The 24,730-nt window shown below is 43.1% G+C and carries 19 protein-coding genes; 9 read left to right on the top strand and 10 right to left on the bottom strand.

Annotation, left to right across the window (positions count from 1 at the left end; genetic code table 11):
- The first annotated feature begins 104 nt into the window (after positions 1 to 104).
- Positions 105 to 1,652, top strand: coding sequence for a SulP family inorganic anion transporter (locus tag L8S15_RS06780; RefSeq protein WP_010437243.1), 1,548 nt, complete (start codon positions 105 to 107; stop codon positions 1,650 to 1,652).
- A gap of 142 nt (positions 1,653 to 1,794) precedes the next feature.
- On the opposite strand, the gene L8S15_RS06775 is transcribed toward L8S15_RS06780, so the two are convergent.
- Complete coding sequence (locus L8S15_RS06775) at positions 1,795 to 2,244, bottom strand: low molecular weight protein-tyrosine-phosphatase (RefSeq protein ID WP_016797583.1); 450 nt, start codon at positions 2,242 to 2,244, stop codon at positions 1,795 to 1,797.
- A gap of 84 nt (positions 2,245 to 2,328) precedes the next feature.
- On the opposite strand from L8S15_RS06775, the gene cobO reads away from it, so the two are divergent.
- Complete coding sequence (cobO, locus tag L8S15_RS06770) at positions 2,329 to 2,934, top strand: cob(I)yrinic acid a,c-diamide adenosyltransferase (protein ID WP_010437241.1); 606 nt, start codon at positions 2,329 to 2,331, stop codon at positions 2,932 to 2,934.
- A 227-nt stretch (positions 2,935 to 3,161) separates the two neighbouring features.
- Here the strand turns inward: cobO and L8S15_RS06765 are convergent, their stop codons facing one another.
- The 3 genes from L8S15_RS06765 to apbC all read right to left on the bottom strand — a co-directional run bounded on the left by L8S15_RS06765 (position 3,162) and on the right by apbC (position 7,370).
- Positions 3,162 to 5,288, bottom strand: a complete 2,127-nt coding sequence (locus tag L8S15_RS06765) for an AsmA family protein (protein ID WP_010437240.1) — start codon at positions 5,286 to 5,288, stop codon at positions 3,162 to 3,164.
- A 106-nt stretch (positions 5,289 to 5,394) separates the two neighbouring features.
- Positions 5,395 to 6,036 carry a uridine kinase gene (gene udk / locus L8S15_RS06760; protein WP_004734002.1) on the bottom strand — a complete coding sequence of 214 codons (642 nt, stop codon included), beginning with the start codon at positions 6,034 to 6,036 and terminating at the stop codon, positions 5,395 to 5,397.
- Positions 6,037 to 6,293: 257 nt separating this feature from the next.
- Complete coding sequence (gene apbC, locus L8S15_RS06755) at positions 6,294 to 7,370, bottom strand: iron-sulfur cluster carrier protein ApbC (protein WP_016787172.1); 1,077 nt, start codon at positions 7,368 to 7,370, stop codon at positions 6,294 to 6,296.
- A gap of 157 nt (positions 7,371 to 7,527) precedes the next feature.
- On the opposite strand from apbC, the gene metG reads away from it, so the two are divergent.
- Complete coding sequence (gene metG, locus L8S15_RS06750; RefSeq protein WP_010437233.1) at positions 7,528 to 9,588, top strand: methionine--tRNA ligase; 2,061 nt, start codon at positions 7,528 to 7,530, stop codon at positions 9,586 to 9,588.
- A 209-nt stretch (positions 9,589 to 9,797) separates the two neighbouring features.
- Entirely contained in the window at positions 9,798 to 10,277 is a 480-nt protein-coding gene (locus L8S15_RS06745) for a DUF1456 family protein (protein ID WP_016767667.1), read from the top strand.
- Positions 10,278 to 10,409: 132 nt separating this feature from the next.
- Here L8S15_RS06745 and fadR read toward each other — a convergent pair whose 3' ends face one another.
- A complete protein-coding gene (fadR, locus tag L8S15_RS06740) occupies positions 10,410 to 11,249 on the bottom strand; it encodes a fatty acid metabolism transcriptional regulator FadR (protein ID WP_010437230.1) in 840 nt (279 codons plus the stop codon).
- A 637-nt stretch (positions 11,250 to 11,886) separates the two neighbouring features.
- Between fadR and nhaB the strand changes: the two genes are divergently transcribed.
- Positions 11,887 to 13,479 carry a Na(+)/H(+) antiporter NhaB gene (gene nhaB / locus L8S15_RS06735; protein WP_016767668.1) on the top strand — a complete coding sequence of 531 codons (1,593 nt, stop codon included), beginning with the start codon at positions 11,887 to 11,889 and terminating at the stop codon, positions 13,477 to 13,479.
- A gap of 147 nt (positions 13,480 to 13,626) precedes the next feature.
- The gene (gene dsbB / locus L8S15_RS06730; protein ID WP_016767669.1) at positions 13,627 to 14,136 is read left to right on the top strand and encodes a disulfide bond formation protein DsbB; all 510 of its coding nucleotides are present in this window, start codon (positions 13,627 to 13,629) and stop codon (positions 14,134 to 14,136) included.
- Positions 14,137 to 14,318: 182 nt separating this feature from the next.
- On the opposite strand, the gene L8S15_RS06725 is transcribed toward dsbB, so the two are convergent.
- Positions 14,319 to 14,939, bottom strand: a complete 621-nt coding sequence (locus L8S15_RS06725; protein WP_010437227.1) for a YecA family protein — start codon at positions 14,937 to 14,939, stop codon at positions 14,319 to 14,321.
- Between the two features lie 176 nt (positions 14,940 to 15,115).
- On the opposite strand from L8S15_RS06725, the gene dusC reads away from it, so the two are divergent.
- Entirely contained in the window at positions 15,116 to 16,072 is a 957-nt protein-coding gene (gene dusC, locus L8S15_RS06720) for a tRNA dihydrouridine(16) synthase DusC (RefSeq protein WP_080572729.1), read from the top strand.
- 74 nt (positions 16,073 to 16,146) lie between these two features.
- Here the strand turns inward: dusC and L8S15_RS06715 are convergent, their stop codons facing one another.
- The 3 genes from L8S15_RS06715 to yfbV form a co-directional block, all read right to left on the bottom strand.
- Positions 16,147 to 17,613 (bottom strand): diguanylate cyclase, encoded by a 1,467-nt coding sequence (locus L8S15_RS06715; RefSeq protein WP_280572176.1) that lies wholly within the window; start codon positions 17,611 to 17,613, stop codon positions 16,147 to 16,149.
- Positions 17,614 to 17,864: 251 nt separating this feature from the next.
- Positions 17,865 to 18,830, bottom strand: coding sequence for an ABC transporter substrate-binding protein (locus L8S15_RS06710; RefSeq protein ID WP_010437219.1), 966 nt, complete (start codon positions 18,828 to 18,830; stop codon positions 17,865 to 17,867).
- A gap of 288 nt (positions 18,831 to 19,118) precedes the next feature.
- Entirely contained in the window at positions 19,119 to 19,571 is a 453-nt protein-coding gene (gene yfbV, locus L8S15_RS06705) for a terminus macrodomain insulation protein YfbV (RefSeq protein ID WP_010437216.1), read from the bottom strand.
- Between the two features lie 342 nt (positions 19,572 to 19,913).
- Here yfbV and L8S15_RS06700 point away from each other — a divergent pair, with 342 nt between their 5' ends.
- On the top strand, positions 19,914 to 21,110 hold the full coding sequence (locus tag L8S15_RS06700) for an acetate kinase (protein WP_010437209.1): 1,197 nt from the start codon (positions 19,914 to 19,916) through the stop codon (positions 21,108 to 21,110).
- A 147-nt stretch (positions 21,111 to 21,257) separates the two neighbouring features.
- Positions 21,258 to 23,423, top strand: coding sequence for a phosphate acetyltransferase (gene pta / locus L8S15_RS06695; protein WP_010437208.1), 2,166 nt, complete (start codon positions 21,258 to 21,260; stop codon positions 23,421 to 23,423).
- Positions 23,424 to 23,490: 67 nt separating this feature from the next.
- Here the strand turns inward: pta and L8S15_RS06690 are convergent, their stop codons facing one another.
- A complete protein-coding gene (locus tag L8S15_RS06690; RefSeq protein WP_010437206.1) occupies positions 23,491 to 24,429 on the bottom strand; it encodes a glutathione S-transferase family protein in 939 nt (312 codons plus the stop codon).
- Positions 24,430 to 24,730: the final 301 nt, after the last annotated feature.

Genomic DNA, 24,730 nt, shown 5'->3' with positions numbered 1-24,730 from the left:
CACTTATCTTTTCGACACTTCGCTATTGCCGCTCTTTTCCATCACTGTTTGGCTACGCAATACACTCGTGTCGGTAAATCCATTTTTAGCATAGCTGAGCAAACATGTTCGAATTCCCACAATTTTCAAAGCACTCTGTAAAGAATGACGTGCTTTCAGGTCTTACAGTAGCCCTAGCTCTGGTACCTGAAGCCGTAGCATTCGCTTTTGTTGCTGGCGTTGACCCAATGGTTGGTCTTTACGCAGCATTCATCGTAGGTTTAATCACTTCTGTCTTTGGCGGTCGTCCAGGTATGATATCTGGTGCAACTGGCGCAATGGCTGTAGTAATGGTAAGCCTAGTGGCAACCCATGGTGTTCAATACCTATTTGCAGCCGTAATGTTAGCCGGTCTTCTGCAAATTGCAGCTGGTGTATTTAAGCTAGGTAAATTTATCCGTATCGTTCCGCACCCAGTAATGATTGGTTTCGTGAACGGTTTAGCGATCGTTATCTTCTTGGCACAGCTTGGCCAATTTAAAGCGCCTGATGTAACGGGAGCATTAACTTGGTTACCAAGCGGTCAAATGACTCTGATGTTAGGCCTAGTAGCACTGACTATGGGTATCATCCACTTCCTACCTAAACTCACAACAGCAGTGCCTTCTTCATTGGTTGCTATTGTTACGGTAACGGCTTTGGTTGTTGGTCTTGATCTTGAAACTCGTACTGTTGTCGACTTCCTACGTACTATGTCTGGTGATGAAGCAGCGACACTAGCAGGTTCTCTACCAACGTTCTCGATTCCTGCGGTTCCATTTTCATTTGAAACACTGCAAATCATTCTGCCATACGCCATTATCCTTGCGGCTATCGGCTTGATTGAGTCTCTACTAACACTAACGGTACTAGACGAAATGACAAACACTCGTGGTCAATCTAACCGTGAATGTGTAGGTCAAGGTATGGCTAACGTAACGTGTTCAGTATTTGGCGCGATGGGTGGTTGTGCGATGATCGGCCAATCGATGATCAACGTAAACTCAGGTGGTCGTGGTCGTCTTTCAGGTATCGTAGCTGCAGTTGCACTTCTGATGTTCATCCTGTTTGGCTCCGCGCTTATCGAGATGATTCCTCTAGCGGCACTAGTGGGTGTAATGTTCATGGTTGTTATCGGCACGTTTGAATGGGCTACCTTCAAGCTGGCGCGTCGTGTACCTAAGCAAGACTTCTTCGTTATCATTCTTGTAACAGTAGTAACGGTGTTAACTGACCTTGCGGTAGCCGTTGGTGTTGGTGTTGTAGCTTCAGCGTTAATGTTCGCTTGGCAACATGCTAAACACATCTACGCAGACACCTCAGTAAACGCAGAAGGCTCAAAAGAGTACAAAGTTAACGGCCCAATCTTCTTTGGTTCAACGGCTAACTTCCTAGAGTTGTTTGACGCATACAACGATCCACAAGATGTCATCGTTGATTTTGCAAACTCACGCGTTACTGACCACTCAGCGATTGAAGCAATCGACACGATTGCTGACCGTTACGCAGCATTAGGCAAAACTCTTCACCTTCGCCACTTAAGCAAAGACTGTGTCGCTATGCTGCACAAAGCCGGGAGCTTAGTTGAAGCGAACGTTGCAGAAGACCCTATCTACAAAGTAATGTCTAAGTAATCTTAGCTATCGCTTAAATTAGATTTAGAAAGGCCGACATTCGATGTCGGCCTTTTTATATCTATAATTCTTGATATTCTTGATCGTGTTGATCGTGTTGATCTTGTTCTTTTTTGCTCAAAGACCGAACATCACTTCGACGTTAAATCGAATTTAATATTGCATCACTCGACTCTTCGATTAAATCCAACACTAATTCAAAGCCATTCCCCTCACCATAATAAGGATCGGGAATTTCTTGATACTGTGACTCTCCAAAACTCAAAAACAGCGCGAGCTTGTATTGGAGATGAACTGGACACTGGCTCATTAAGTCTTCCAAATTAGCTCTATCTGCTGCAAGTATCAGGTCAAACTCTTCAAAGTCATTCATAACTACTTTGCGGGAGGTTATTCCCTTAAAACTGTACCCTCTCTTCTCTCCTGCCGACTTTGAGCGTGAATCCGGTGGATTGCCTTGGTGGAATCCAATTGTACCCGCAGAGTCGACCACAACATCAATCCCTATCTGCTGAGCTTTCTTTCGAAGCACCGCTTCACCTGTTGACGAACGACAAATATTCCCCATGCAAACAACGAGTATCTTTTTCATCCGTAATCACCTGTTCTTCCGATGGTTTTTGCTATCGTTAAGTTAGGCTATGATAGACGCAATCACAACTTAAAAGGATTTGTTATGTCGACCGAAGACAACAAAGAACAACGCCATAAGGCAAGACAACAGAAAGTAAAAGAACAAGTCGATGCACGAGTGGCTGCAGCACAAGAAGTGAAAGGCTTATTGTTGGTTATTACTGGTAACGGTAAAGGTAAATCAACATCAGGTTTCGGTACCATCACTCGAGCTGTAGGCCATGGTAAGAAATGTGCCGTTGCTCAATTTGTTAAAGGCACTTGGGATAATGGCGAAAAAAACGTTCTTCAAAAGCTGGATGTAGAGTTCCAAGTGATGGGAACCGGCTTTACTTGGGAAACCCAAAACAAGGCTCAAGATATCGAAGCTGCGCAGCGCGTATGGAAAGAGTGTCAACGTATGCTAACCGACGAGTCGATTGATGTAGTTTTATTTGATGAGCTGACGTACATGGTGAGTTATGGCTACATCGAATTGGACGAAGTAGTAGAAGCTCTAAATAATCGCCCGAAAATGCAATCAGTAATTATTACTGGACGTGGTGCGCATCGAACGTTGACTGACATGGCTGATACGGTATCTGAAGTTCGTAACGTGAAGCACGCTTTCGAATCTGGCGTTAAAGCTCTGCAAGGTGTGGATTGGTAATCCCGTTCAATTAGAGATCCCCGACTCGGTCATTCTTCCCTCTCGAGGATGACGACTCTTCAGTGTTACTCCCCTAAATAAAGGATGAGCACCGATCGTCATTCCCTAGAACGAGGGACGAGTGTCATAGAGAATCTCTCGAAAGTATCATAAGCATCCAAACAAAAGCGCCATTCCCTGCAATAAGGAATGGCGCTTTTTTCTATGCTAGTTCAAGCGAGCAGAGATTAGTTAAAGAAGCCTTTCAATAAACCATCAACCGCTTCTTTCGTTTTTTCGTCTTTGATCTTATCCGTTAGCTTATTCACACCACGGTCAATCTCTTTCTGCGCTTTTTGCTTCAACACATCATCAAAAACAAGCGCAAATTTCGGTTCTGCCCACTGGCCAGTGACCTTGATTGGGATAGTGACATCTTTCAGGTCATCGATACTCTTACCACCCTGACCTTCTAAAGACCCAACTATCGATGTTCTCACAAGGAAATCGACTGTCTCATTGATGAAGTTTGCCTTACCTTGGCCCGTCACTCTTAAAAGCGGTGATTGAGCTGACAAGTCATTCGTTGAAACCCAGCCTTTATCCACTTTGAGTGTCGCTTTCATTGCACTGAAATCAGTCTTCTGTGCGCCATCAACTTTTTCGACCTTCTCACCCTTGATCTTGGCGTAGTTTTCTCGAATCAGCTGAGCGACATTAATACCGTTAACCGCACCATCTTCGAAATTAATCGCAATCGTACCGACTAAGTTCTGTTTAATTCCTGTTGGTGTCAAGCTTTTACCTTTGACGTCAACATCGATATTACCAGTACCTTCTAGCATATCGTTTTCAGCGACATCAACCAGTAACGGCTGAACTTTCACACCTTTGATTTTCTTCTTAGCGGTGTAAGTCGCCGGTGTATTACGTGCATCTAATCTAGCTGTTGCAGAGATAGACCCATCGTAGAGATTCGATGTAAATGAGGTTAGCTCCGCGATACCACGATTAACAGAAAATGCTGTTTTAACATTCTGCATCTTCGCGTTGTTCGCTTTGAACTTATCAATCGTGATGTCACCTTTCACGTCTAACGTTTTCAGAGCCGAAAGATCAGGTTCTACTTCTTTAGTAGGAGCTGAACTATCAGAATTTGACGTTGAGCCACCAGCAGAATCAGAAGGCGCTGTGCTCGCTGTTTCTGTTGTCTTACCCAAACCTAAGAACTCATCTAAATCGATATTTGGACTATGGAGAGAGAAACGAACTTTTGGTATTTCAGATAAGGTGACGTCTGCTTTACCGTCTAGCTCGATAGCATTTGCTTGCAACTTCTCTAGCACAAAGCTCAAGTGGCTCTTATTAAGATCAAAGCTTAGGTCAGACAGCATATCCACTTTCATTGGTGATTGTGGAAGCGCATCGCCTTTGAGTGTTGAATCTAACGTTAGCTTATTCAATGTGACTTTTGAAATCGCACTATCTACCGTTAGTTCACCACCACCTTTAAGATCAAGGTCAAGGCCTGCGGCGTTACCAACTACAGCATAAGTAAGTTGGTTTACCTTATCGAACTCAAACGTGTTCAAACCAATTTTTGCAGATTCAATCGACGTCGCAGGATCATTGAACTTAGCGTTTAGGTCAATATTGCGAAGTGCGTAACTTGCAAAACCTTCCGCTAATTTAAACTCAGCACTACCTTCTGCAGAGAACTTCTGCTGATTGTTTTCACCAGAGGCAGCAAAGGTCGCAGTGGTCCACGTATCAACCGCAAATTCAGACAAGTTTAAAGACACATCGTATAACTTAGTGAATGAGCCGGCTTGCTTGTCGTCCATTTCAAACAATGCGTTTGAGACAGTAACGCCCGCAAGGTTTATCGTCCAACCTGATACTTCTGTCGTACCTTGTTCTTCGGTCGCTGGCGCGGATTCAGAACGGGTATCTGCAACAGACTCAGGCTCTTGAGACGCTGATGCCTGCGTTAACGCATCGATGTTCTTACGACCATCTTTAAGGGTTTCTAAATAGAATTCTGCACCATCCAGAGTCACGTTGCCGATTTCTAGTTGGTTGCTAAATAGCGGAGTAACCGACACATCAACACCAACGTTATCAACCTTAAATAGGTTAGGTTGGGTAAATCCTTCAGGGTTACGTAATTCAGTTTGACCAAGAGCAAAGCCAATAGATGGGAAGAATTGCCAGCTGATATCACCCTCGATCACGAGCTCTAGGCCGGTGTGTTTTTGGGCTTGTTCGACAATTAATGGCTTAAATTGGTTGGGATTCACTAACAGCACTAGTGCCAGAATTGCTGCAATAACAACAAACACTGGTACAGCTATGAAAATGAGTAGTTTCTTCATCCGCATATTCCTTGCTTAGATTCCAAAAGAAAGTGGCACTATAAAAGTGCCACTGATTCGGTAAAAAATAAAGCTAAGTGAGTCACTTAGGCAAAATTTTATTCGATTAAGACTTCAACAACTTCGCAATGTGCGCTTTTAACACATCAATCGCAATACGGTTTTTACCACCACGAGGAACGATGATGTCTGCGTGTTGTTTTGAAGGCTCGATAAACTGCATAAACATTGGGCGCACTGTTTCTTGATATTGCTTAAGTACCGTGTCCATTGTACGACCACGCTCTTCTACATCACGTTTAACACGACGTAGTAGACAGATGTCTAATGGCGTATCCATAAACACGCTTGCGTGCATTAGTTTACGGAGACGCGGGTCAGTTAGAAGCAGAATACCTTCTAAAATGATCACTTTCTTAGGGGTAAGTGTAGTCGTTTCAGAAGTGCGTGTATGCTCTGTGTAACTGTATTCCGGAACTTCTACTGCATTACCACTCATTAGCTGCTGTAGATGTTCACATAAAAGATCATGATCTAGTGCATTTGGGTGATCGTAGTTAGTTTTAACACGCTCTTCCATACTCAAGTGGCTTTGGTCGCTGTAATAGCAATCTTCCGTGATAACACCAATTTGATGGTCGCCTACTTTTTCGCGCAATTCATTATAAATTGTACTAGCAATCAGACTTTTTCCTGAAGCTGAAGCGCCAGCGATACCTACGATGACACATTGATTATTATCAGACATTAATTTTGCACCCGATATGGTTTGGTGGTGGGAAGAGATAAACCGCCTGATTATAGGGGCTAAACAACATAGATTCTAGTCGCCATTTTAGCTAATTGCAGTCAAATTGATGATATCAATGCATTTAATGAATACAATCGTTTGCTTTCAAATAACTTACCTACAACTATTTGCACAACCCCAATGGCTATTTCCTAAACCCAAAAAGCCATTTATCTTACCAACCATTATTTACAAGACATTGAGAGTGGCCAACTTTATTCAACCATAGAGAAGTTAATTGCTTCCGGTCTCGCTTTTCCCGTCCAAAACATCTTCGCAGCAACATTTTCAGCAAGCTCTAGATAATGACGAGTATGTTCGCTGTCTGGGCGACGTATTACCGTTGGGCAGCCAGCATCAATGTCTTCTCGTACATCAATATGCAGTGGAATTTGCGCCAAGATATCGAGGAAAAATTCTTCAGACATAGCCTCTGCGCCACCAGCGCCAAAGATATGCTCTTTCTCACCACAATGACTACAAATATGGTAGCTCATGTTTTCGACGAGACCCGCCACAGGTACGTTCACTTTATCGAACATCGCTACACCTTTACGTGCATCGGCTAAAGCCAAATCTTGAGGAGTCGTCACGACTACCGCGCCCGTTACTGGGATCTGCTGCGACAACGTTAGCTGAATATCACCCGTGCCCGGTGGCATATCGATAACAAGGTAATCCAACTCTGGCCATACGGTTTCGTTAACAAGTTGGCCTAAAGCTTTAGCTGCCATAGGGCCACGCCAGATTGCCGCATCGTCTTTCGACACAAGATACCCAATAGAATGTGTAAAAATGCCATGCGCCTCAATTGGCATCATCCATTTATTATTCTGTACTTGTGGTCTTGCGTCTAATTGGCCAAGCATCATAGGCACTGACGGGCCATAGATATCTGCATCCAGCAAACCGACTTTTGAACCTGACTTAGATAACGCGAGCGCAAGGTTTACCGAAGTTGTTGATTTACCCACTCCCCCCTTGGCAGACGTTACCGCGATAATGTTCTTAACGCCTTTCAATGGTGTAGCGACGGTAGTTTCAAGCGCTGATGGCTTCACATTCACTTCGAATTGAAAAGCGCTGACAAGTTGCTGTTCGATCTGAGCGTTAATCCAGTATTTAAGATCAGCAGCCAGTTGATTCGCAGCAAAAGGTAAAGTAATAACAAATGATCCACGCGGATCAACCGATACAATATTTTGGTGTTGCGCCCACTCAGGAATGAGGATTGGTGATTCGAACTCATTCAACCATGAACAGAAATCTTGCTTAGAAGTAAAGTTACGCATTGAGGCTCCTTTTTTATTTATGCTATCACCCACGAGATAAAGACTGAACCCCTAAAAAACTAGGGGAATCCTTTGTCTGATACCTTGGCGTATCACACGTTATAAAGTAGTATTACCTCTCAAAATTTATACCTATCAAAAAAGCGAATTATTAAGTATGGCAACTGATCCAAGACAACTTTTGGTAACTTGTGCGCTTCCGTACGCTAACGGCTCTATTCACCTTGGTCATATGCTTGAGCATATCCAAGCTGATATCTGGGTTCGATACCAGCGTCTACGTGGCAACACTGTAAACTTCATCTGTGCTGACGATGCTCACGGCACGCCAATTATGCTTAAAGCTCAACAGATGGGTATCACACCAGAAGAGATGATCGCTGCTGTTAGTGAAGAGCACCAAAAAGACTTCGCTGGCTTTGATATCAGCTTTGATAACTACCACAGCACACACAGCGAAGAGAACCGTGAACTGGCTTCTCACATCTACCTAGAACTTAAAAAGAACGGCTTCATTTCTAGCCGTACTATTTCTCAGCTTTTCGACCCTGAGAAAGAGATGTTTCTACCAGACCGCTTCGTAAAAGGTACTTGCCCTAAGTGTAAATCAGAAGACCAGTATGGTGATAACTGTGATAACTGTGGTGAGACATATAGCCCAACTGAACTGATTAACCCTAAATCAGCGGTTTCTGGCGCAACTCCAGTAATGAAAGACTCTGAGCACTTCTTCTTCGACCTACCTCAGTTCGAAAGTATGCTTAAAGAATGGACTCGTTCTGGCTCTCTACAGAATGAAACTGCAAACAAAATGCAGGAATGGTTTGAGTCTGGTCTGCAACAGTGGGATATCTCACGTGATGCACCTTACTTTGGCTTTGAAATCCCAGGTGAAAAAGACAAGTTCTTCTACGTATGGCTAGACGCACCTGTTGGCTACATGGCTTCTTTCAAGAACCTATGTGACAAGCGTGACGATCTAAACTTCGATGAATACTGGAAGAAAGACAGCACAACTGAGCTTTACCACTTCATCGGTAAAGACATCGTTTACTTCCACAGCCTATTCTGGCCAGCAATGTTAGACGGCGCAGGCTTCCGTAAGCCAAACAACGTATTCGTGCACGGCTACGTAACAGTGAACGGTGCAAAGATGTCTAAGTCGAAAGGCACATTCATCAAAGCAAGCACGTACCTAAACCACCTAGACCCTGAGTGTCTGCGTTACTACTACGCAGCTAAGCTAAACAGCCGTATCGATGATTTAGACCTTAACCTTGAAGACTTCACTCAACGTGTAAACGCTGATGTAGTAAACAAGATTGTTAACCTAGCTTCTCGTAACGCTGGCTTCATCACTAAACGTTTTGAAGGCAAGCTAGCTGCTGAATTTTCAGAACCTGAGCTATACAACGAATTCGTTGCTGCTGCTGAGCGTATCGGCGAGCTATACGAAACTCGTGAGTTCAGCCGTGCTATCCGTGAAATCACTGCACTAGCGGATAAAGCTAACCAGTACATCGATGAGAAAGCACCTTGGGTTCTTGCAAAAGAAGAAGGTAAAGAGAAAGAGCTTCAAGAAGTTTCTTCTGTTGGTATTAACCTATTCCGCGTACTAATGGCTTACCTGAAACCAGTAATGCCAGAGCTTGCAGCTCGCACTGAGGCTTTCCTAAACGAAGAGCTAACGTGGGAAGCGATTGCGACTCCGCTAACTGATCACGAGATCACTAAGTTCAAAGCGCTATTCAACCGCATTGATCCTAAGAAAGTGGAAGCAATGGTTGAGTCTTCTAAAGAAGATGCAGCCACAGAGGCAGCAGCGAAAGAAAAAGCAGAAGCTGAAAAAGAACAAGCAAGCCAAACTGAGCTAGACAAAGAGCCAATCGCAGACGAGATTGAGTTCGATGCCTTTGCTGCAGTAGACATGCGTATTGCTCGTATCATCTCTTGTGAAGAAGTACCAAAAGCGAACAAACTACTAAAGTTCCAACTGGACATCGGTGGTGAGACTCGCCAAGTATTCTCTGGCATCAAATCAGCATACAAACCTGAAGAGCTAGAAGGCAAGCTAACCGTAATGGTAGCTAACCTAAAACCTCGTAAGATGAAGTTTGGTATGTCTGAAGGCATGATCCTGGCAGCTGGCCCTGGCGGCAGCGACCTGTGGATCCTTGAGCCACACGAAGGTGCTCAACCTGGTATGCGTGTAATGTAATTCTGGCTTCAGTCAGATAACAAGCACTCATCACTAAATCCCTAATGCATTTTTAACTTGAAAGAGTTAATCAGCATTGGGGATTTTTTATATCTACCGAAAATAAGCGTTCTCTGTTAGAGTCGCCGTCAACTATGCTATGTAGAGTAGAAATTAGTTTGTCGACGATAAACACCTCTTTACTCTAAAACCCTTTTTAGGAATCCCCAGTGACTAACAACGAAATCTTGCGTCGTATTCAACACGCACTAAACCTTAAAAATGCACAAATCATCAAAGCTATCGAACAAGCTGATGTGACCGTTGCTCATGACCAAGTGATTAACTGGCTAAAAGACGACAACGACAAGTCATGCTCTAAGATGAAAGATAAAGAGTTAGCGGTATTCCTAAATGGCTTCATCAACCTTAAGCGTGGCAAGAAAGAAGGCGAGCAACCTAAACCTGAAGTTGCACTGACGAACAACATGATCTTCATGAAGCTTCGTATCGCATTAAACATGAAAGCAGAAGATGTTTTGGACGTACTAGAAGTAGTTGGCATTAGCTTAAGCAAATACGAAATCGGCGCTTACTTCCGCAAGCCAGAGAACAAGAACTACAAAGTATGTGAAGACCAACTACTTTGCGATTTTCTAAATGGCGTGCAATTTACTAACCGTCCAGACTCAGAAGAGTTTTCAGGGTAAGTTACTGCCTATTGATAAGTTTTCACCAACTATCGATGAATAAAAAGCGGCGAGATAATTTGATTATCTCGCCGCTTTTTCGTTTTCTTTACGTCACCGACTAAACAGGAACAACAATAGTAAACCTATGGCTTAGCTGTCGTCTTCAGTGAAGTTCGTTGGTAATGTCGTTTTCATTTCATTCCAAACTTGTGCACTTGCGATGCCGTAGTTACGAATCACTAATGGCAAGTTTTCACGTTGGCCGCTCTCGCAGATAATGAACAACTCTTTATAGAAGTCCATCGCCAAGCGTCGAGCTTCTGGGTTAGAGAAGTAGTAACTGCCAATTCGGTCATACAATTTACGCACACCATTAAAAATCAGGCCATAGATTTGGTTGCCTGAATGGAATGCCAGGCGTTGGAAAAGCATGTAGTCATAAAAGTTAAAAGTCTTCGCGATTAGTATCGTCTGACGTTTCGCTTCATCTTTTTCTACATCTTCTTTCACTGATTGTTTGATCTTATCAGCATAAGGTGAAGACTCTAAAAACTCGTCCCACGTTGGTGCCGCAAGTAGCGCTTCGCAAGATTCAATCACATTACTGATCGTACGCTCTGAAGCTTCTTTATTTGATTTGAATGCGTAACGCATAAAGATAGGGCTGATATTCGTTCGAGCAGCAAGCAAGTCTTCTACCATCTTACTTGCATTATCCACGTCCAACGTCATCAATGTATCGAGAATATGAAGACCTGAGGTTTCCATAAACTGATTAACTTTCGTTGGCTTGCCATGTTGGATTGTCAACCAACCATCACGTGCAAGACGCTGAAGTACTTCACGAAGCGTAGTCCGTGTAACGCCAATCAGCTCGGAAAGCTCACGCTCTGCTGGCAAGATAGAACCTGGAGGGAAACGGCCATTCCAAATACTTTCAATAATATACTTCTCTGCAAATCCTGCCGGGCTCTTCGCCTTAATGACCATCTACACTTCAATCCAATTTAATTATTCTGTTTTAATTTACTCATCATACCACTAGTCACACCTAGCGGAAACACCCTCAAAAGTTTTACTCCCCCAAAACACGAGTAGAGTTAAAACTCTAAAGTTCAGCACACGTTTGCAACTTAGCTTTAGAAAGCAAGCAACTACAAACCACCATTTCAACAAATTATTAACACAACAAATTTCCTTTTAAATCAATGATATTGGTCATATTTTTAAAACCACTAAATTGCAATGTTAAGTTGTAATAATCATATATAAACCGCTTCTATCATGTAAATTTCAATCATTTCGCTCAAATATTGATTCTAGTCGGTTTTTATCACATTTTAAGTGGTATGCTTGCGCTACTTTGATCGCGTTTCTCGATAAAAAAGGGGTATTTTTAGTGCAGCAGGGCTTTTCCTGTTGACTAAATGTTATCTAAGAGTAGAGTTGCGCTCAAAAATTAGCAGTGCTTGAGTTTCTAAGGGAGTGACTTGGCAAGACCACAGAACATTACATGGAATGTAGTTTTTCTAAGTCACTGTTAGTTATGTGTTTTAACAAATACATAACTCGATTCTCAAATGTTGTATTGCTTGTCTATTCATAATCAACATAAAAGAGTATTAACATGCCGATGTCTCTCGGAAACGCTTTTATCAAGAACTTCCTTGGTAAGGCTCCTGATTGGTATAAACTTGCCATCATTTCCTTTTTAATCATCAACCCGTTTGTTTTCTTCCTAGTTGACCCATTTGTTGCGGGCTGGCTATTGGTGGTTGAGTTTATTTTCACGCTAGCTATGGCGCTAAAATGCTACCCTCTTCAACCTGGTGGTTTATTAGCAATTCAAGCCATCGCCATTGGTATGACCAAGCCTGAAATGGTTTATCACGAGCTACAAGCAAACCTTCCTGTATTACTCTTATTGGTGTTCATGGTTGCTGGTATCTACTTCATGAAAGAACTGCTTCTGTTCATTTTCACGAAGATACTGCTCGGCATCCAGTCCAAAGTTTTACTCTCTATTGCGTTTTGTGTTGCCGCTGCTTTCTTGTCTGCCTTCCTAGATGCACTGACAGTAATCGCGGTCGTTATTAGCGTTGCAGTTGGCTTCTACTCTATCTACCACAAAGTAGCATCAGGTAAAGGCACAACGTCTGCGCACGATCATACTCATGATGAAGAGATCTCCGAACTAACACGTGATGATTTAGAAAACTACCGCGCTTTCTTACGTTCACTGCTTATGCACGCTGGTGTTGGTACCGCGTTAGGTGGTGTAATGACTATGGTAGGCGAACCGCAAAACCTAGTAATTGCTAAACAAGCAGGTTGGGAATTCGGTGAGTTTATTATCCGTATGCTACCAGTAACACTGCCTGTATTCGTCTGCGGTATTCTAACTTGTGCGCTTGTAGAGAAATTCAAAGTGTTCGGCTACGGTGCAAAATTGCCAAATAACGTTCGCCAAATCTTAGTTGAGTTCGACAACAAAGAACGAGCAAATCGTACCAAGCAAGACGTTGCAAAACTATGGGTTCAAGGTGCAATCGCAGTTTGGCTTATTGTAGGCTTGGCGCTTCACGTCGCTGAAGTGGGTTTGATCGGTCTTTCAGTTATTATTTTAGCAACGGCATTTACTGGCGTTATCGAAGAGCATTCAATGGGTAAAGCCTTTGAAGAAGCGCTACCATTTACAGCACTTCTGGCTGTCTTCTTCGCTGTAGTTGCGGTAATCATCGACCAATCACTATTTAAGCCAGTGATCGATGCAGTACTTCACGTTGAAGATAAAGGCGCACAGTTAGCCCTCTTCTATGTAGCCAACGGTATCTTATCGATGGTTTCGGATAACGTGTTCGTAGGTACGGTTTACATCAACGAAGTGAAAACAGCGCTCGTTGAAGGCATCATAACTCGTGACCAATTTGACTTACTTGCTGTTGCTATCAACACAGGTACTAACTTACCTTCGGTTGCTACACCAAACGGCCAAGCTGCATTCCTATTCCTATTAACATCAGCACTTGCTCCGTTAATTCGACTGTCTTATGGCCGCATGGTCATCATGGCTCTGCCATATACTATCGTGTTGGCACTGGTTGGCCTTGCCGGTATTGTGTTCTTCGTTGAACCAATGACAGCATGGTTTTATGATGCAGGTTGGATTATTCACCGAACTGGTGAAGTCATTGCTCCAGTTATCTCTGGCGGCCACTAAGCTAAACACTGTGTCACAAACCACAACAAGTATAACTAACTAATCAAAAATATTAGTTGATTAGGAAACTTATCCAAGATAAAAAGCTCTGAGTATTCAGGGCTTTTTTATTTTATAGACAGGATTAAATTCGTGAATTTTTTTGTAATGCTCAAAGACTTCTCTAAGGGACGTTTATCTTGGCTTTTATTGCTGGCTTTTATTGTATTTTTTGAAGCATGCGCTCTCTTCTTTCAGCATGTGATGATGCTTGGCCCTTGTGTAATGTGTATCTATGAGCGCGTTGCTATGCTTGCTATCGGCGTCGCGGCAATCATTGGCGCTGTTGCTCCTAATAACCCAGTATCACGCTGGCTAGGCCTTGCTGGTTGGGGGTTTGGTGCTTATAAAGGTTTAATGCTTGCGTTAGAGCACGTTGACTACCAGTTTAATCCGTCTCCTTTCGCTACCTGTGATTTATTCGTAACCTTCCCTAGTTGGGCACCATTAAACCAATGGGCCCCGTGGATGTTCGAAGCTTACGGCGACTGCAGTAAAGTCGTTTGGCAACTCTTAGACCTGTCGATGCCTCAATGGCTAGTGATTATCTTTGCCGGTAACTTAATTGCTTGTGGTTTTGTTATCATTTCTCAATTTTTCAAATCGAAAAACGACTAATACAGACCTTTAAAATAGAACAAAAAAGTCGACTACAAGGTCGACTACAAGGTCGACTACAAGGTCGACTACAAGGTCGACTACAAGGTCGACTACAAGGTCGACTTTTTTATCGCTTAAGCTTTTCATCACTTAAAGGAAGTTAACTACTCACTCAAGCTGAGTTACTCAACAAGCCGTGATTAGCTGTTTTTGCCACAGCACTGCTTAAACTTTTTGCCACTTTCACATGGGCAAGGGTCGTTGCGACCAATACCTTTGAATGGGTTCACGCTCTGCGATTTATTGCCTAACATAGCTTCATCAGCCGCCAATGCCACCTCTGAAATCATTAGATCAACCTGCCCCACTAAATCTTGAAGTGATGGTGGGTTTTCAAGCCCAGCCGCAATCATTTGCTGCTGAGTTTGTTCTTCATCAATCGCTAACATGAGAGTTGTTAGGAGCGCTTGTAACATACGCAGAGTGCCATCAGCCATCGTCACTGTTTGCCATTGCTCTTCCACAGTAGGCCAAACCATCATAAAACCTTCAGCGAAATCGGCGAACTGCTCATTAAAATCGCCATCAGCCAACACATCAGTCAGTAAATATTCATTACGCTGAATTAGATTATGTTGACGGTTAATTTGCTCAGTCACCATTGAAACCAATTCTTTGCCAGCTTCAGGAGCAATGACAGCCAGCCACGCTTCTGGATCTAATGGCTTAGTCGCAAGGTTAGAAGCAAGAATTGCCCCTTCGATAAATTGAGGAGTAATGTCAGTCGTAGATTCAGGTAAGTTTAATAATTGATATGTCATGAAAGCTCTATTTATTAGATCATTTATCCCATTATAACGTTATCAGGCTTAACCTGTCGCTATTAACCGCTGAAGCCGTTATGCCGACACTTACTACACGCATAGTGACATCTCTATGATCAAACCGTACAATCACGCCTCTTAATTTTCGATACACTCAGTTTCGGTAGAGCAATATGCGAGTAATACTTGGCCCTATGGAGGGCGTTCTAGATCACCTAATGCGTGAAATTCTTACAGAGATCAATGATTACGATCTCTGTGTCACAGAATTTGTGCGTATCGTTGATCAACTTCTTCCCCCGCATGTTTTCCACCGTATTTGTCCAGAATTACTTCAGGGCTCTCAAACCATGTCTGGTGTGCCTGTCCATGTTCAGCTACTGGGTCAACATCCTAAATGGATGGCAGAGAATGCTATTCAAGCAGCAAATCTTGGCGCGAAAGGGATCGATCTAAACTTCGGTTGTCCAGCCAAAGCGGTAAACAAAAGTAATGGTGGGGCTTCATTGCTCAAAGAGCCAGAACTTATTTACCAAGTAGTAAAAGCATGCAGAGAAGCAGTGCCTGAGCATATCCCCGTTTCAGCTAAAATTCGCTTGGGTTGGGAGCACCCGGATGAGTGCTTTGAGATTGTCGACGCTATCGAACAAGCGAAAGCGGATGAACTGACTGTACATGCTCGTACCAAAGTTGGCGGCTACAAAGCCAGCGAAATCAAATGGGATTACATCAATCAAATAAGAGAGCGGACCTCTTTACCGTTGATTGCGAATGGAGAAATTTGGAACTATCAAGATGGTCAAGATTGCATTGAAACAACAGGAATCGATTCATTGATGGTTTGCCGTGGTGCTTTCAACATTCCGAACCTTGGTAATGTCGTTAAGCACAACCACCCTAAAATGCCGTGGAATAAAGTGATTGAACTTTTACTGCGCTACTCAGAGTTTCAAATTAAAGGGGATAAAGGCATGTACTACCCCAATAGAGTGAAGCAGTGGTTTGTTTATTTAAGTAAAGGCTACCCTGAAGCAAACGAACTATTTAAAGAAATTCGTACCTTTAAGAAGGCGCCACCGATAGTAGAACGCCTGCAGCTTTACCAAGAGCAACACTGCCAATTCCATTAATTCTTTAGGCACGTTTTATTCAAAAAACGCATCACTGCTTACTTACTCCTCAAAACACTTGTCCAATCGCGTGGCTAAAATTCGAGACGGTTTTTACCTGTCGTCTTAGCCACGTACAGCTTTTCATCTGCGTATTTAAATATCTCTTCGAAGTTAAGTTTGTTTTGCTCTGTTTCAACGAGACAGACACCACCTGATACTGTAAATCCATTGGGAATAACATCGGCTGATGTCGCGCAAATCGCATTTTTCACACGCTCTAACGTTCTCATCAGTGTCTCACGATCCTCGCCTTTCATGTAAACAACAAACTCTTCTCCACCAAACCTAGCTGCCACGTCACTGCTTCGAATGCTGTTATTTATCTGACGAGACATAAAGCGAATCACATCGTCGCCTTTATCATGCCCATAGGTGTCATTGATTGACTTAAAATCATCAATATCAAGCACCGTTAGAGCAAATAGTTGGTCATGCTCTACGCTTTGCCAAAACACTTCTAAACCACGTCGATTCAATAACCCTGTCATCGGATCTTTGGCAGCAAGCTCTTTAAAGTAACCGCGTTCAATATTGGAATTAACGTAAAAGAAAATGGTCACGGAGAACAGATAAACGATAATCGCAACAATTAAGCTATCTTTTTCATAAATAAAGAAATGCTCGATTTCCTTAGCTAGATTTAACTCGTAATACATCGCATGATGTGACGCGACGCCTTCTAAGGAAATCTCACGATAAAAGATTGCAGAATCGCTTGAATCCACCAGAGTCGTATCAATAATGTTCACTCTTCCCGCTAAATGCTGATTAGAAGCCTCTAACAGTTTGTCCGCATCAATATCGACAGATAGCATCCCTTGATGGACGCCTTTGTGAAATACAGGAATAGTCATACTGATAATTCGGTCCAGTGAATCGAATCGGTACACAGGCCCAGTTAACGTAAGTTGTTCTGGATTATTAGCAGTTTTTTGCCAATAAGGTCGACTTTTGATGGTGGAAAGAAGCGCCTTACTTAATCCTTTGGCAAAATTTTCAGGTGATGAAATGACATAACCACTCGCATCAATGAAGTGCACACCGTCATGATATTCATCAAGTTGAGATAGAAATGAAAGGATAGGAGCTAAAGCGATCTTCTCTGATGCACCTTTATAGCTATCGCTGCTTTCAGAGCACAACGACTCTTCACCAACCAGCATATAGTCGATGTCAACTGAAGGGATATCGCCGGTTTTACCATCTGCGAGAAGCAGGACGTCGATAGGCCAAATGCGACATAGGCCATTAACTACCTGCTTATTATGGTCGAGAAAAAGTGGATTTCCGGATTTGTAGTAGTTTGAGAAGCTGTAATCTAAAGCAGTAACCACCTTCGTCGTTCGTGTGAACACCTCTTCAATGCGATGAAACTCAACGTTGATATCTTTTTTTACCGCATCAAAATGATTCTTACCAATTAGACCTAGCAACATTATGGCGATCACGGCAGGGAATCCAAAGACAAAGCGAAGGCTAAAGTGCCTGTTTACTTTCATATAATGTGCTCTTAGTGCTCAGCTATTTTCATTTATACCATTAATGTTATGGCATTAATTGTCATTTCCCTCGATGTAAAATGATGTAAATTGATATTAACGATATGACTAATGGTAAGATAACTGCTTAAAAATGAATAAAGTAGAACGCAAGCCAGATATAGAATCGATGAGTTTTGTTCATCTAAGCAAATTCAATACTGTTAACAACAATCACTTAAATACCGTCAAACAATTGATAATTAACCTTATCAACGACTGATTATCGCACGATCAATGACGGACTTCGGCAGTGTCACACCAAGTTCGCGAGCCGCGTCTAAGTTAATGACCAGTTTCGAACTCTTTGCTGTTTTAACACTTAACTTTCCAGGTTTTTGTCCGTTCAGAATCGCCGCTACATAGTCTGCAGTTTGGACACCTACGTCATAATAATCTAACCCTAAGCCCGCAATAGCTCCCTTACCAACGTAAGAAGTAGCCCCTGCGACGACGGGAGTATTCGCTTGATTCGCTGCTTCAATAAGACCTTCTATACCACTTGCAACCGTGTTATCGGTCAACGCATAGATAACATCAGACTTCTTGGCAACAAACCCTGCTTTTGATTCAACATCATCAATGGTCAACGCTTTTTCAGTATAAAGAGTAATACCAAAATCTCTCGCAGCCTCTTTCAACAAACCAACTAACGCAACGGCATTTGCTTCTGCAGGATTATAAACAACCCCAATAGAGCTTGCCTGAGGAAGAAGCTCTCTAATCAGTGAGACATGTTGAGAAACCGGAGATAAATCAGAAAGACCGGTGACATTTCGCCCCGGCATTTCCAATTGTTTAACTAGCCTTGCACCGATTGGATCGGTAACTGCCGTAAATACAATAGGAATTGAACGAGTAGCTGAGACTAACGCTTGTGAGGTCGGGGTAGCAATGCCCACTAACACATGGGGGTTTTCGCTCACTAACTCTCTAGCGATCTTGGCCGCTTGGACAGGACTGCCATTGGCCATTTCGTAGGAAAACTCTAAATTTTTACCTGCTTCATAGCCTTTCGCTCTCAATCCTTCGATAAGCCCTAGACGTGTCGCATTCAGATCTGGGTGGTCAACAACTTGTGAAACCGATACTTTGGCGACGTTCGCCATTACGTTGCCAGTCCACAGCAACAACAGACAGCCTAAAACCGCTGCCAATACCTTTCTTACAGAACCCATTATCGCTCCCTACATCAAGCTCTACTCGTTATTAATCGCTCGAAGAGAACAACATCAAAATAATCACTATTGACATTATTACCAGTAACTATTGATAAGTTGAAGTGATATTTAACAAAAATACAACAAAGTTCGAGTTATGCGAGAAAAGGCCAGATTAGGTTAACTGAAAGGTAAGAAACAAAATGAATAAGGGAGTAACTAAACAACTAAAGTAGAGAACGAATCTGAGAACGAGCTACTGATACAAAGTCGTTCTCAGACAAACGGAGGAAACAAACTGCTCTTTTAGAACCAACGCTCCATAGAGGACTTATCTAGCTGACGAAATGCGCGATTTAAAATGATCGCCAATTCTTTATAACGAGGACGTGGCTTTATTGGTTCTAAAGCAAAACCTGTCTCAGTAATTTTCTCGTGTAATTCGCGATACCACGATACTAATGCTGGTGGAAGTTGCGTGTTTGAGCGGTTGCCTAACCACCACATACCCTGAAGCGGTAAACTAATAGCGAACAAAGCCATAACCACAGCTTGCGGCATCGCTTGATAATTATTAAAGACCATTTGCGTAAGAACGCTAATAGCGGCTATTGCTGGCATCACCTTTACGCCAAAGCGCGTCGCCTTGATAATGCGTTGCTCAGGGAAAATAGCGTTTAACTCTTTTCGAACAGGCCAGAGATCCATGTACTTTTGGCCATCTTTTAAACTGCTCGCTAAACCAACTCTATTGCTCATATGAGTCTCCCGTTAAAAAAAAGTTGAAATCATCAACTAAAAACACAAAAATTTGACGAAAAATAATATTCTTTCAAATTTTTTTGTTATATTTGCACAATATCGCTATTATTTGCAGACCTCAATCTCATTGTTGCCCTTATTTACAATTTAAGCAACTTTGGGACGACTTCTGCAAGGAATGCAAGAGCCTCTTTTCTTAAAAAGTGGCTTTCACTTTAATACGGAAATTAACGTTTTTTTGACCAAGGCTAGTACGCAAGCAACAGTGCTTCGTCTATTCTTGAGATTAATTTTCATCCTTAACTGATTTCGATCAGAAAAATAAACAGGTAGTCATTAATGTCTAAGCTAGTTTTAGTTTTAAACTGTGGTAGTTCTTCTCTTAAATTTGCTGTTGTTGATGCAGAAACAGGTGCTGAGCACCTAACTGGTCTTGCTGAATGTCTTGGTCTTCCAGAAGCTCGTATGAAATGGAAACTTGACGGCAAGCACGAAGCACAACTAGGTGCGGGCGCAGCTCACGTAGAAGCACTATCTTTCATGGTAGAAACTATTCTTGCTTCTAAGCCTGAGCTTAAAGCTAACCTTGGCGCTATCGGTCACCGTATCGTTCACGGTGGCGAGCAGTTCACTTCTTCTGCACTTATCACTGATGAAGTGCTTAAGGGTATTCAAGACGCTGCGACTTTCGCACCTCTTCACAACCCAGCTCATCTTATCGGTATTGAAGCGGCTCAACAAAACTTCCCAGGCCTTAAAAACGTTGCTGTTTTTGACACTGCATTCCACCAAACAATGCCTTCTGAGTCTTACCTATACGCTCTGCCGTACAACCTGTACAAAGAGCACGGCATCCGTCGTTACGGCATGCACGGTACTTCTCACCTATTCATCACTCGTGAAGTTGCAGGCCTACTAAACAAGCCAGTTGAAGAAGTTAACATCATCAACTGTCACCTAGGTAACGGCGCTTCTGTATGTGCAATCAAGAACGGTCAATCTGTAGATACTTCTATGGGTCTTACTCCTCTTGAAGGTCTTGTAATGGGTACTCGTTGTGGTGACCTAGATCCTGCGATTATCTTCCACCTACACGATGCTCTTGGTTACTCTGTTGAAGAAATCAACAACATGCTGACTAAAGAGTCTGGTCTTGCTGGTCTAACTGAAGTGACTTCTGACTGTCGTTTCGTTGAAGACAACTACGGTGAGAAAGAAGAAGCAACTCGTGCAATGGACGTGTTCTGTCACCGTCTAGCTAAGTACGTTGCTGGTTACACTGCAACTCTAGAAGGTCGTCTAGACGCAATCACTTTCACTGGCGGTATCGGCGAGAACTCTGGCCCAATCCGTGAAATGGTTCTTAACCGCCTAGGCATCTTCGGCATCGAAGTTGACGGTGAAGCTAACCTTAAAGCTCGTTTCGGCGGCGAAGGTACTATCACTACAGCTAACAGCCGTATCCCTGCAATGGTTATCTCTACTAACGAAGAGCTAGTAATTGCTGAAGACACTGCGAAACTAGCAGGTCTTTAATTGATTTTCCTGACTAGCTTCACTCGAAGCTAGTCAGTTTTTCATATCAAGAAAATGGGGCTCAACTTCTATTCCTACCCCAATTTTAATATCGGTGGGCATAGCAGTTGAGCTTTTTTTATTTCCAATAGTTAAAGGTGTTCGTCAATGTCCCGTACTATTATGCTTATCCCTACAAGCGCTGGTGTTGGTCTTACTAGTGTTAGCATGGGTGTTCTTCGCGCTATGGAGCGTAAAGGCGTAAGTGTTTCTTTCTACAAGCCAATCGCTCAGCCTCGTAGCGGTGGTAACCAACCAGATCTAACGTCTACTATCATCAGCGCAAACAGCGACATTAAGATTGGTGAGCCAATCGCAATGACTAAAGCTGAAGCTTTGATCGGTAGTGAAAAAATGGACGAGCTTCTTGAGTCAGTTGTTGAGCAATACAACAAGATCAACAAAGACGCAGAAGTAACGCTAATCGAAGGCCTAGTTCCTACTCGTAAGCACCCATTTGCTAACCAAGTGAACGCGGAAATCGCGAAAACACTTGGTGCGGAGATCGTATTCGTTGCGACTCCTGGTACTGATAACCCTACTCAGCTTAAAGAGCGTATCGAAGTAGCATGTTCTAACTTCGGCGGTACTAAGAACAAGAACATCAAAGGCGTGATTATCAACAAGCTTAACGCTCCTGTTGATGAAGCTGGCCGTACTCGCCCTGACCTATCTGAAATCTTTGACGATGCAGATAGCGCTCAACAAGCGAACCTTGAAGTAATGCAAATCTTCAACTCTAGTCCTATCCGTGTTCTTGGCTGTGTGCCATGGAGCATCGATCTAATCGCAACTCGTGCGGTTGATATGGCTAAACACCTTAACGCTGAAATCGTTAACGAAGGTGAAATATCTACTCGTCGTATTAAGAGCATCACTTTCTGTGCACGTTCTTTACCGCACATGATTGAGCACTTCAAGCCAGGTTCACTGCTAGTAACTTCTGCAGACCGCCCTGACGTTATCGTTGCTGCGGCTCTTGCTGCGAAAAACGGTGTTGAAATTGGCGCAATCCTACTGACTGGCGGTTACGACATTCCAGAAAGTATTGCTAACCTTTGTGCACCTGCATTCGCTTCAGGTCTACCGATCTTTAAGGCGCAAGGTAACACTTGGCAGACGTCTCTTAACCTACAGAGCTTCAACCTAGAAGTACCTGCAGACGATAAAGAGCGTATCGAGTTCGTTAACGATCACGTTGCAAGCCACATTGATGGCCCTTGGATTGATTCTCTATCTGAAGGCACTCAAGGTATTCGCCGTCTAAGCCCACCAGCATTCCGTTACCAGTTAACAGAATTCGCTCGTAAAGCGGCTAAGCGCATCGTTCTTCCTGAAGGTGATGAGCCACGTACTGTTAAAGCTGCATCTATCTGTGCTGAACGCGGTATCGCAACATGTGTACTTCTTGGTAACCCTGAAGAAATCCGTCGCGTTGCTGCACAGCAAGGTGTTGAGCTAGGCGCTGGCGTTGAGATCATCGATTCTGCTTCAGTTCGCGAAAACTACGTAGCTCGTCTAGTAGAACTTCGTGGCGCTAAGGGTATGACTGAAGTTGTTGCTCGTGAGAAGCTAGAAGATTCAGTATTCCTAGGCACTATGATGCTTGAAGCTGGTGAAGTTGACGGCCTAGTTTCTGGTGCTGTTCACACAACGGCGAACACAATCGTTCCTCCGTTCCAGATCATCAAGACTGCTCCTGATGCTTCTATCGTATCTTCAATCTTCTTCATGCTTCTGCCTGATCAAGTGCTTGTATACGGTGACTGTGCGATCAACCCAGATCCAACAGCTGAACAGCTTGCTGAAATCGCTATCCAATCTGCAGATTCTGCTGCGGCATTCGGTATCGACCCACGTGTTGCTATGATCTCTTACTCTACTGGTGAATCTGGTAAAGGTGCAGACGTAGATAAAGTACGTGAAGCAACGAAACTTGCTCAAGAGAAACGTCCTGATCTAGTGATCGACGGCCCTCTTCAGTACGACGCAGCAATCATGGAAAACGTAGCCGCTTCTAAAGCGCCTAACTCTCCAGTTGCAGGTAAAGCGACAGTATTCGTATTCCCAGACCTAAACACGGGTAACACGACTTACAAAGCGGTACAGCGTTCAGCAGACCTAGTGTCTATCGGTCCAATGCTTCAAGGTATGCGCAAGCCAGTAAATGACTTATCTCGTGGTGCTCTAGTAGACGATATCGTTTACACAGTAGCTCTAACAGCTATCCAAGCAGACCAAGCCGCTCAAGCTGAAGAAAAAGTAATTAACTAATTTTTCTTTTGTAGAAAGCAAAAAACCCTAGATTCTTATCTAGGGTTTTTTTATGTCGAGGATTAATCTAACCTCGCCCGTGGGCTGATTCTAAATCTAGCGTTGGTCCTTTTGGTACAACTTGAGTTGGGTTGATACCTGTGTGACTGTAGTAATAGTGACGCTTTATATGGTAAAAGTCGGTCGTCTCTTTGATTCCCTTCACTTGATACAACTCTTTTAGATAACCTTGAATATGGACGTAATCAGCAATGCGCTGTTTATTACACTTGAAATGCCCGACATAGACCGCATCAAATCGAACCAGAGTGGTAAATAATCTCCAATCTGCTTCTGTAATCTCGTTACCCGCTAGATAACGGTGCTCACTAAGGTGGGCGTCAACTTTATCTAAAGCTTCAAACAACGAGTCATACGCTTCTTCATAGGCTTCTTGTGTTGTCGCAAAGCCCGTTCGGTATACACCATTATTGATATTCGGATAAATATAATCGTTCCACTGATCAATCTTGCTCGCTAATTCCCACGGGTAGTAATCGTCTGTGTTGCCCGTTAACTCATTAAATTCTGAGTTGAACATGCGGATAATCTCAGAGGACTCGTTACTTACAATGGTGTTTGTTTTCTTATCCCATAACACAGGTACCGTTACCCGGCCAGAGTAATCAGGCTTAGCTTGAGTGTAGATTTGGTGCATACGAGTATGACCGAACAGAGGTTCAGGTAACCCCATTTGCCAACCTTCACTCATCATGTCTGGACAGACTACCGTCACATCAATATGATCGGTTAGGTCTTTCAGCTCACGAAAGATCAGAGTTCGGTGCGCCCAAGGGCAAGCTAATGATACATATAAATGATAACGGCCGCTTTCTGGCTGAAATTGTGCGCCCGACTTGTTCTCTACCCAGCTTCGAAAGCCAGCATCTTCACGAACAAATTTGCCGCCACTTTCCTTAGTGTCGTACCAAACATCATGCCACACACCTTCAACTAACTTACCCATATCCAAACCTCTGTCATCCAAAATTTTATATACCAATCACAGTAAGTAAATGTTCAGAAATAGCGCAGAAAAAGGCTTGAGAACAAGGCAGAATTTTTCTGTTAGTAGTTATTCTACAATCAAAAATTCTAACGCCGTTATCAAGCGTTTTAACAAGCTAGGATGAGCAGTTATTTACTACGATTAGTATTAGTATAAAAAAAGCCCACGGTTTCAAAACCAGAAGAAGTTGGCTTAGTTGTTCGAATTATTTGATGAAGCTTGTTCAGCGTGAAAGTCTAGACACAAAAAAAGCGCAACT

The sequence above is a fragment of the Vibrio sp. S/42/10 genome (assembly GCF_029890535.1).
GTDB classification, from domain to species: Bacteria; Pseudomonadota; Gammaproteobacteria; order Enterobacterales; family Vibrionaceae; genus Vibrio; species Vibrio cyclitrophicus.
Note: the sequence above shows the minus strand (reverse complement) of the source record. Positions and strands in the feature narration are given on the sequence as shown.

Bases quoted from the DNA above. Each gene is read 5' to 3' on its own strand.
- L8S15_RS06780 (WP_010437243.1), top strand. From the start codon at position 105: ATGTTCGAATTCCCACAATTTTCAAAGCACTCTGTAAAGAATGACGTG.
- L8S15_RS06775 (WP_016797583.1), bottom strand. From the start codon at position 2,244: ATGAAAAAGATACTCGTTGTTTGCATGGGGAATATTTGTCGTTCGTCA.
- cobO (WP_010437241.1), top strand. From the start codon at position 2,329: ATGTCGACCGAAGACAACAAAGAACAACGCCATAAGGCAAGACAACAG.
- L8S15_RS06765 (WP_010437240.1), bottom strand. From the start codon at position 5,288: ATGAAGAAACTACTCATTTTCATAGCTGTACCAGTGTTTGTTGTTATT.
- udk (WP_004734002.1), bottom strand. From the start codon at position 6,036: ATGTCTGATAATAATCAATGTGTCATCGTAGGTATCGCTGGCGCTTCA.
- apbC (WP_016787172.1), bottom strand. From the start codon at position 7,370: ATGCGTAACTTTACTTCTAAGCAAGATTTCTGTTCATGGTTGAATGAG.
- metG (WP_010437233.1), top strand. From the start codon at position 7,528: ATGGCAACTGATCCAAGACAACTTTTGGTAACTTGTGCGCTTCCGTAC.
- fadR (WP_010437230.1), bottom strand. From the start codon at position 11,249: ATGGTCATTAAGGCGAAGAGCCCGGCAGGATTTGCAGAGAAGTATATT.
- nhaB (WP_016767668.1), top strand. From the start codon at position 11,887: ATGCCGATGTCTCTCGGAAACGCTTTTATCAAGAACTTCCTTGGTAAG.
- dsbB (WP_016767669.1), top strand. From the start codon at position 13,627: ATGCTCAAAGACTTCTCTAAGGGACGTTTATCTTGGCTTTTATTGCTG.
- L8S15_RS06725 (WP_010437227.1), bottom strand. From the start codon at position 14,939: ATGACATATCAATTATTAAACTTACCTGAATCTACGACTGACATTACT.
- dusC (WP_080572729.1), top strand. From the start codon at position 15,116: ATGCGAGTAATACTTGGCCCTATGGAGGGCGTTCTAGATCACCTAATG.
- L8S15_RS06715 (WP_280572176.1), bottom strand. From the start codon at position 17,613: ATGAAAGTAAACAGGCACTTTAGCCTTCGCTTTGTCTTTGGATTCCCT.
- L8S15_RS06710 (WP_010437219.1), bottom strand. From the start codon at position 18,830: ATGGGTTCTGTAAGAAAGGTATTGGCAGCGGTTTTAGGCTGTCTGTTG.
- yfbV (WP_010437216.1), bottom strand. From the start codon at position 19,571: ATGAGCAATAGAGTTGGTTTAGCGAGCAGTTTAAAAGATGGCCAAAAG.
- L8S15_RS06700 (WP_010437209.1), top strand. From the start codon at position 19,914: ATGTCTAAGCTAGTTTTAGTTTTAAACTGTGGTAGTTCTTCTCTTAAA.
- pta (WP_010437208.1), top strand. From the start codon at position 21,258: ATGTCCCGTACTATTATGCTTATCCCTACAAGCGCTGGTGTTGGTCTT.
- L8S15_RS06690 (WP_010437206.1), bottom strand. From the start codon at position 24,429: ATGGGTAAGTTAGTTGAAGGTGTGTGGCATGATGTTTGGTACGACACT.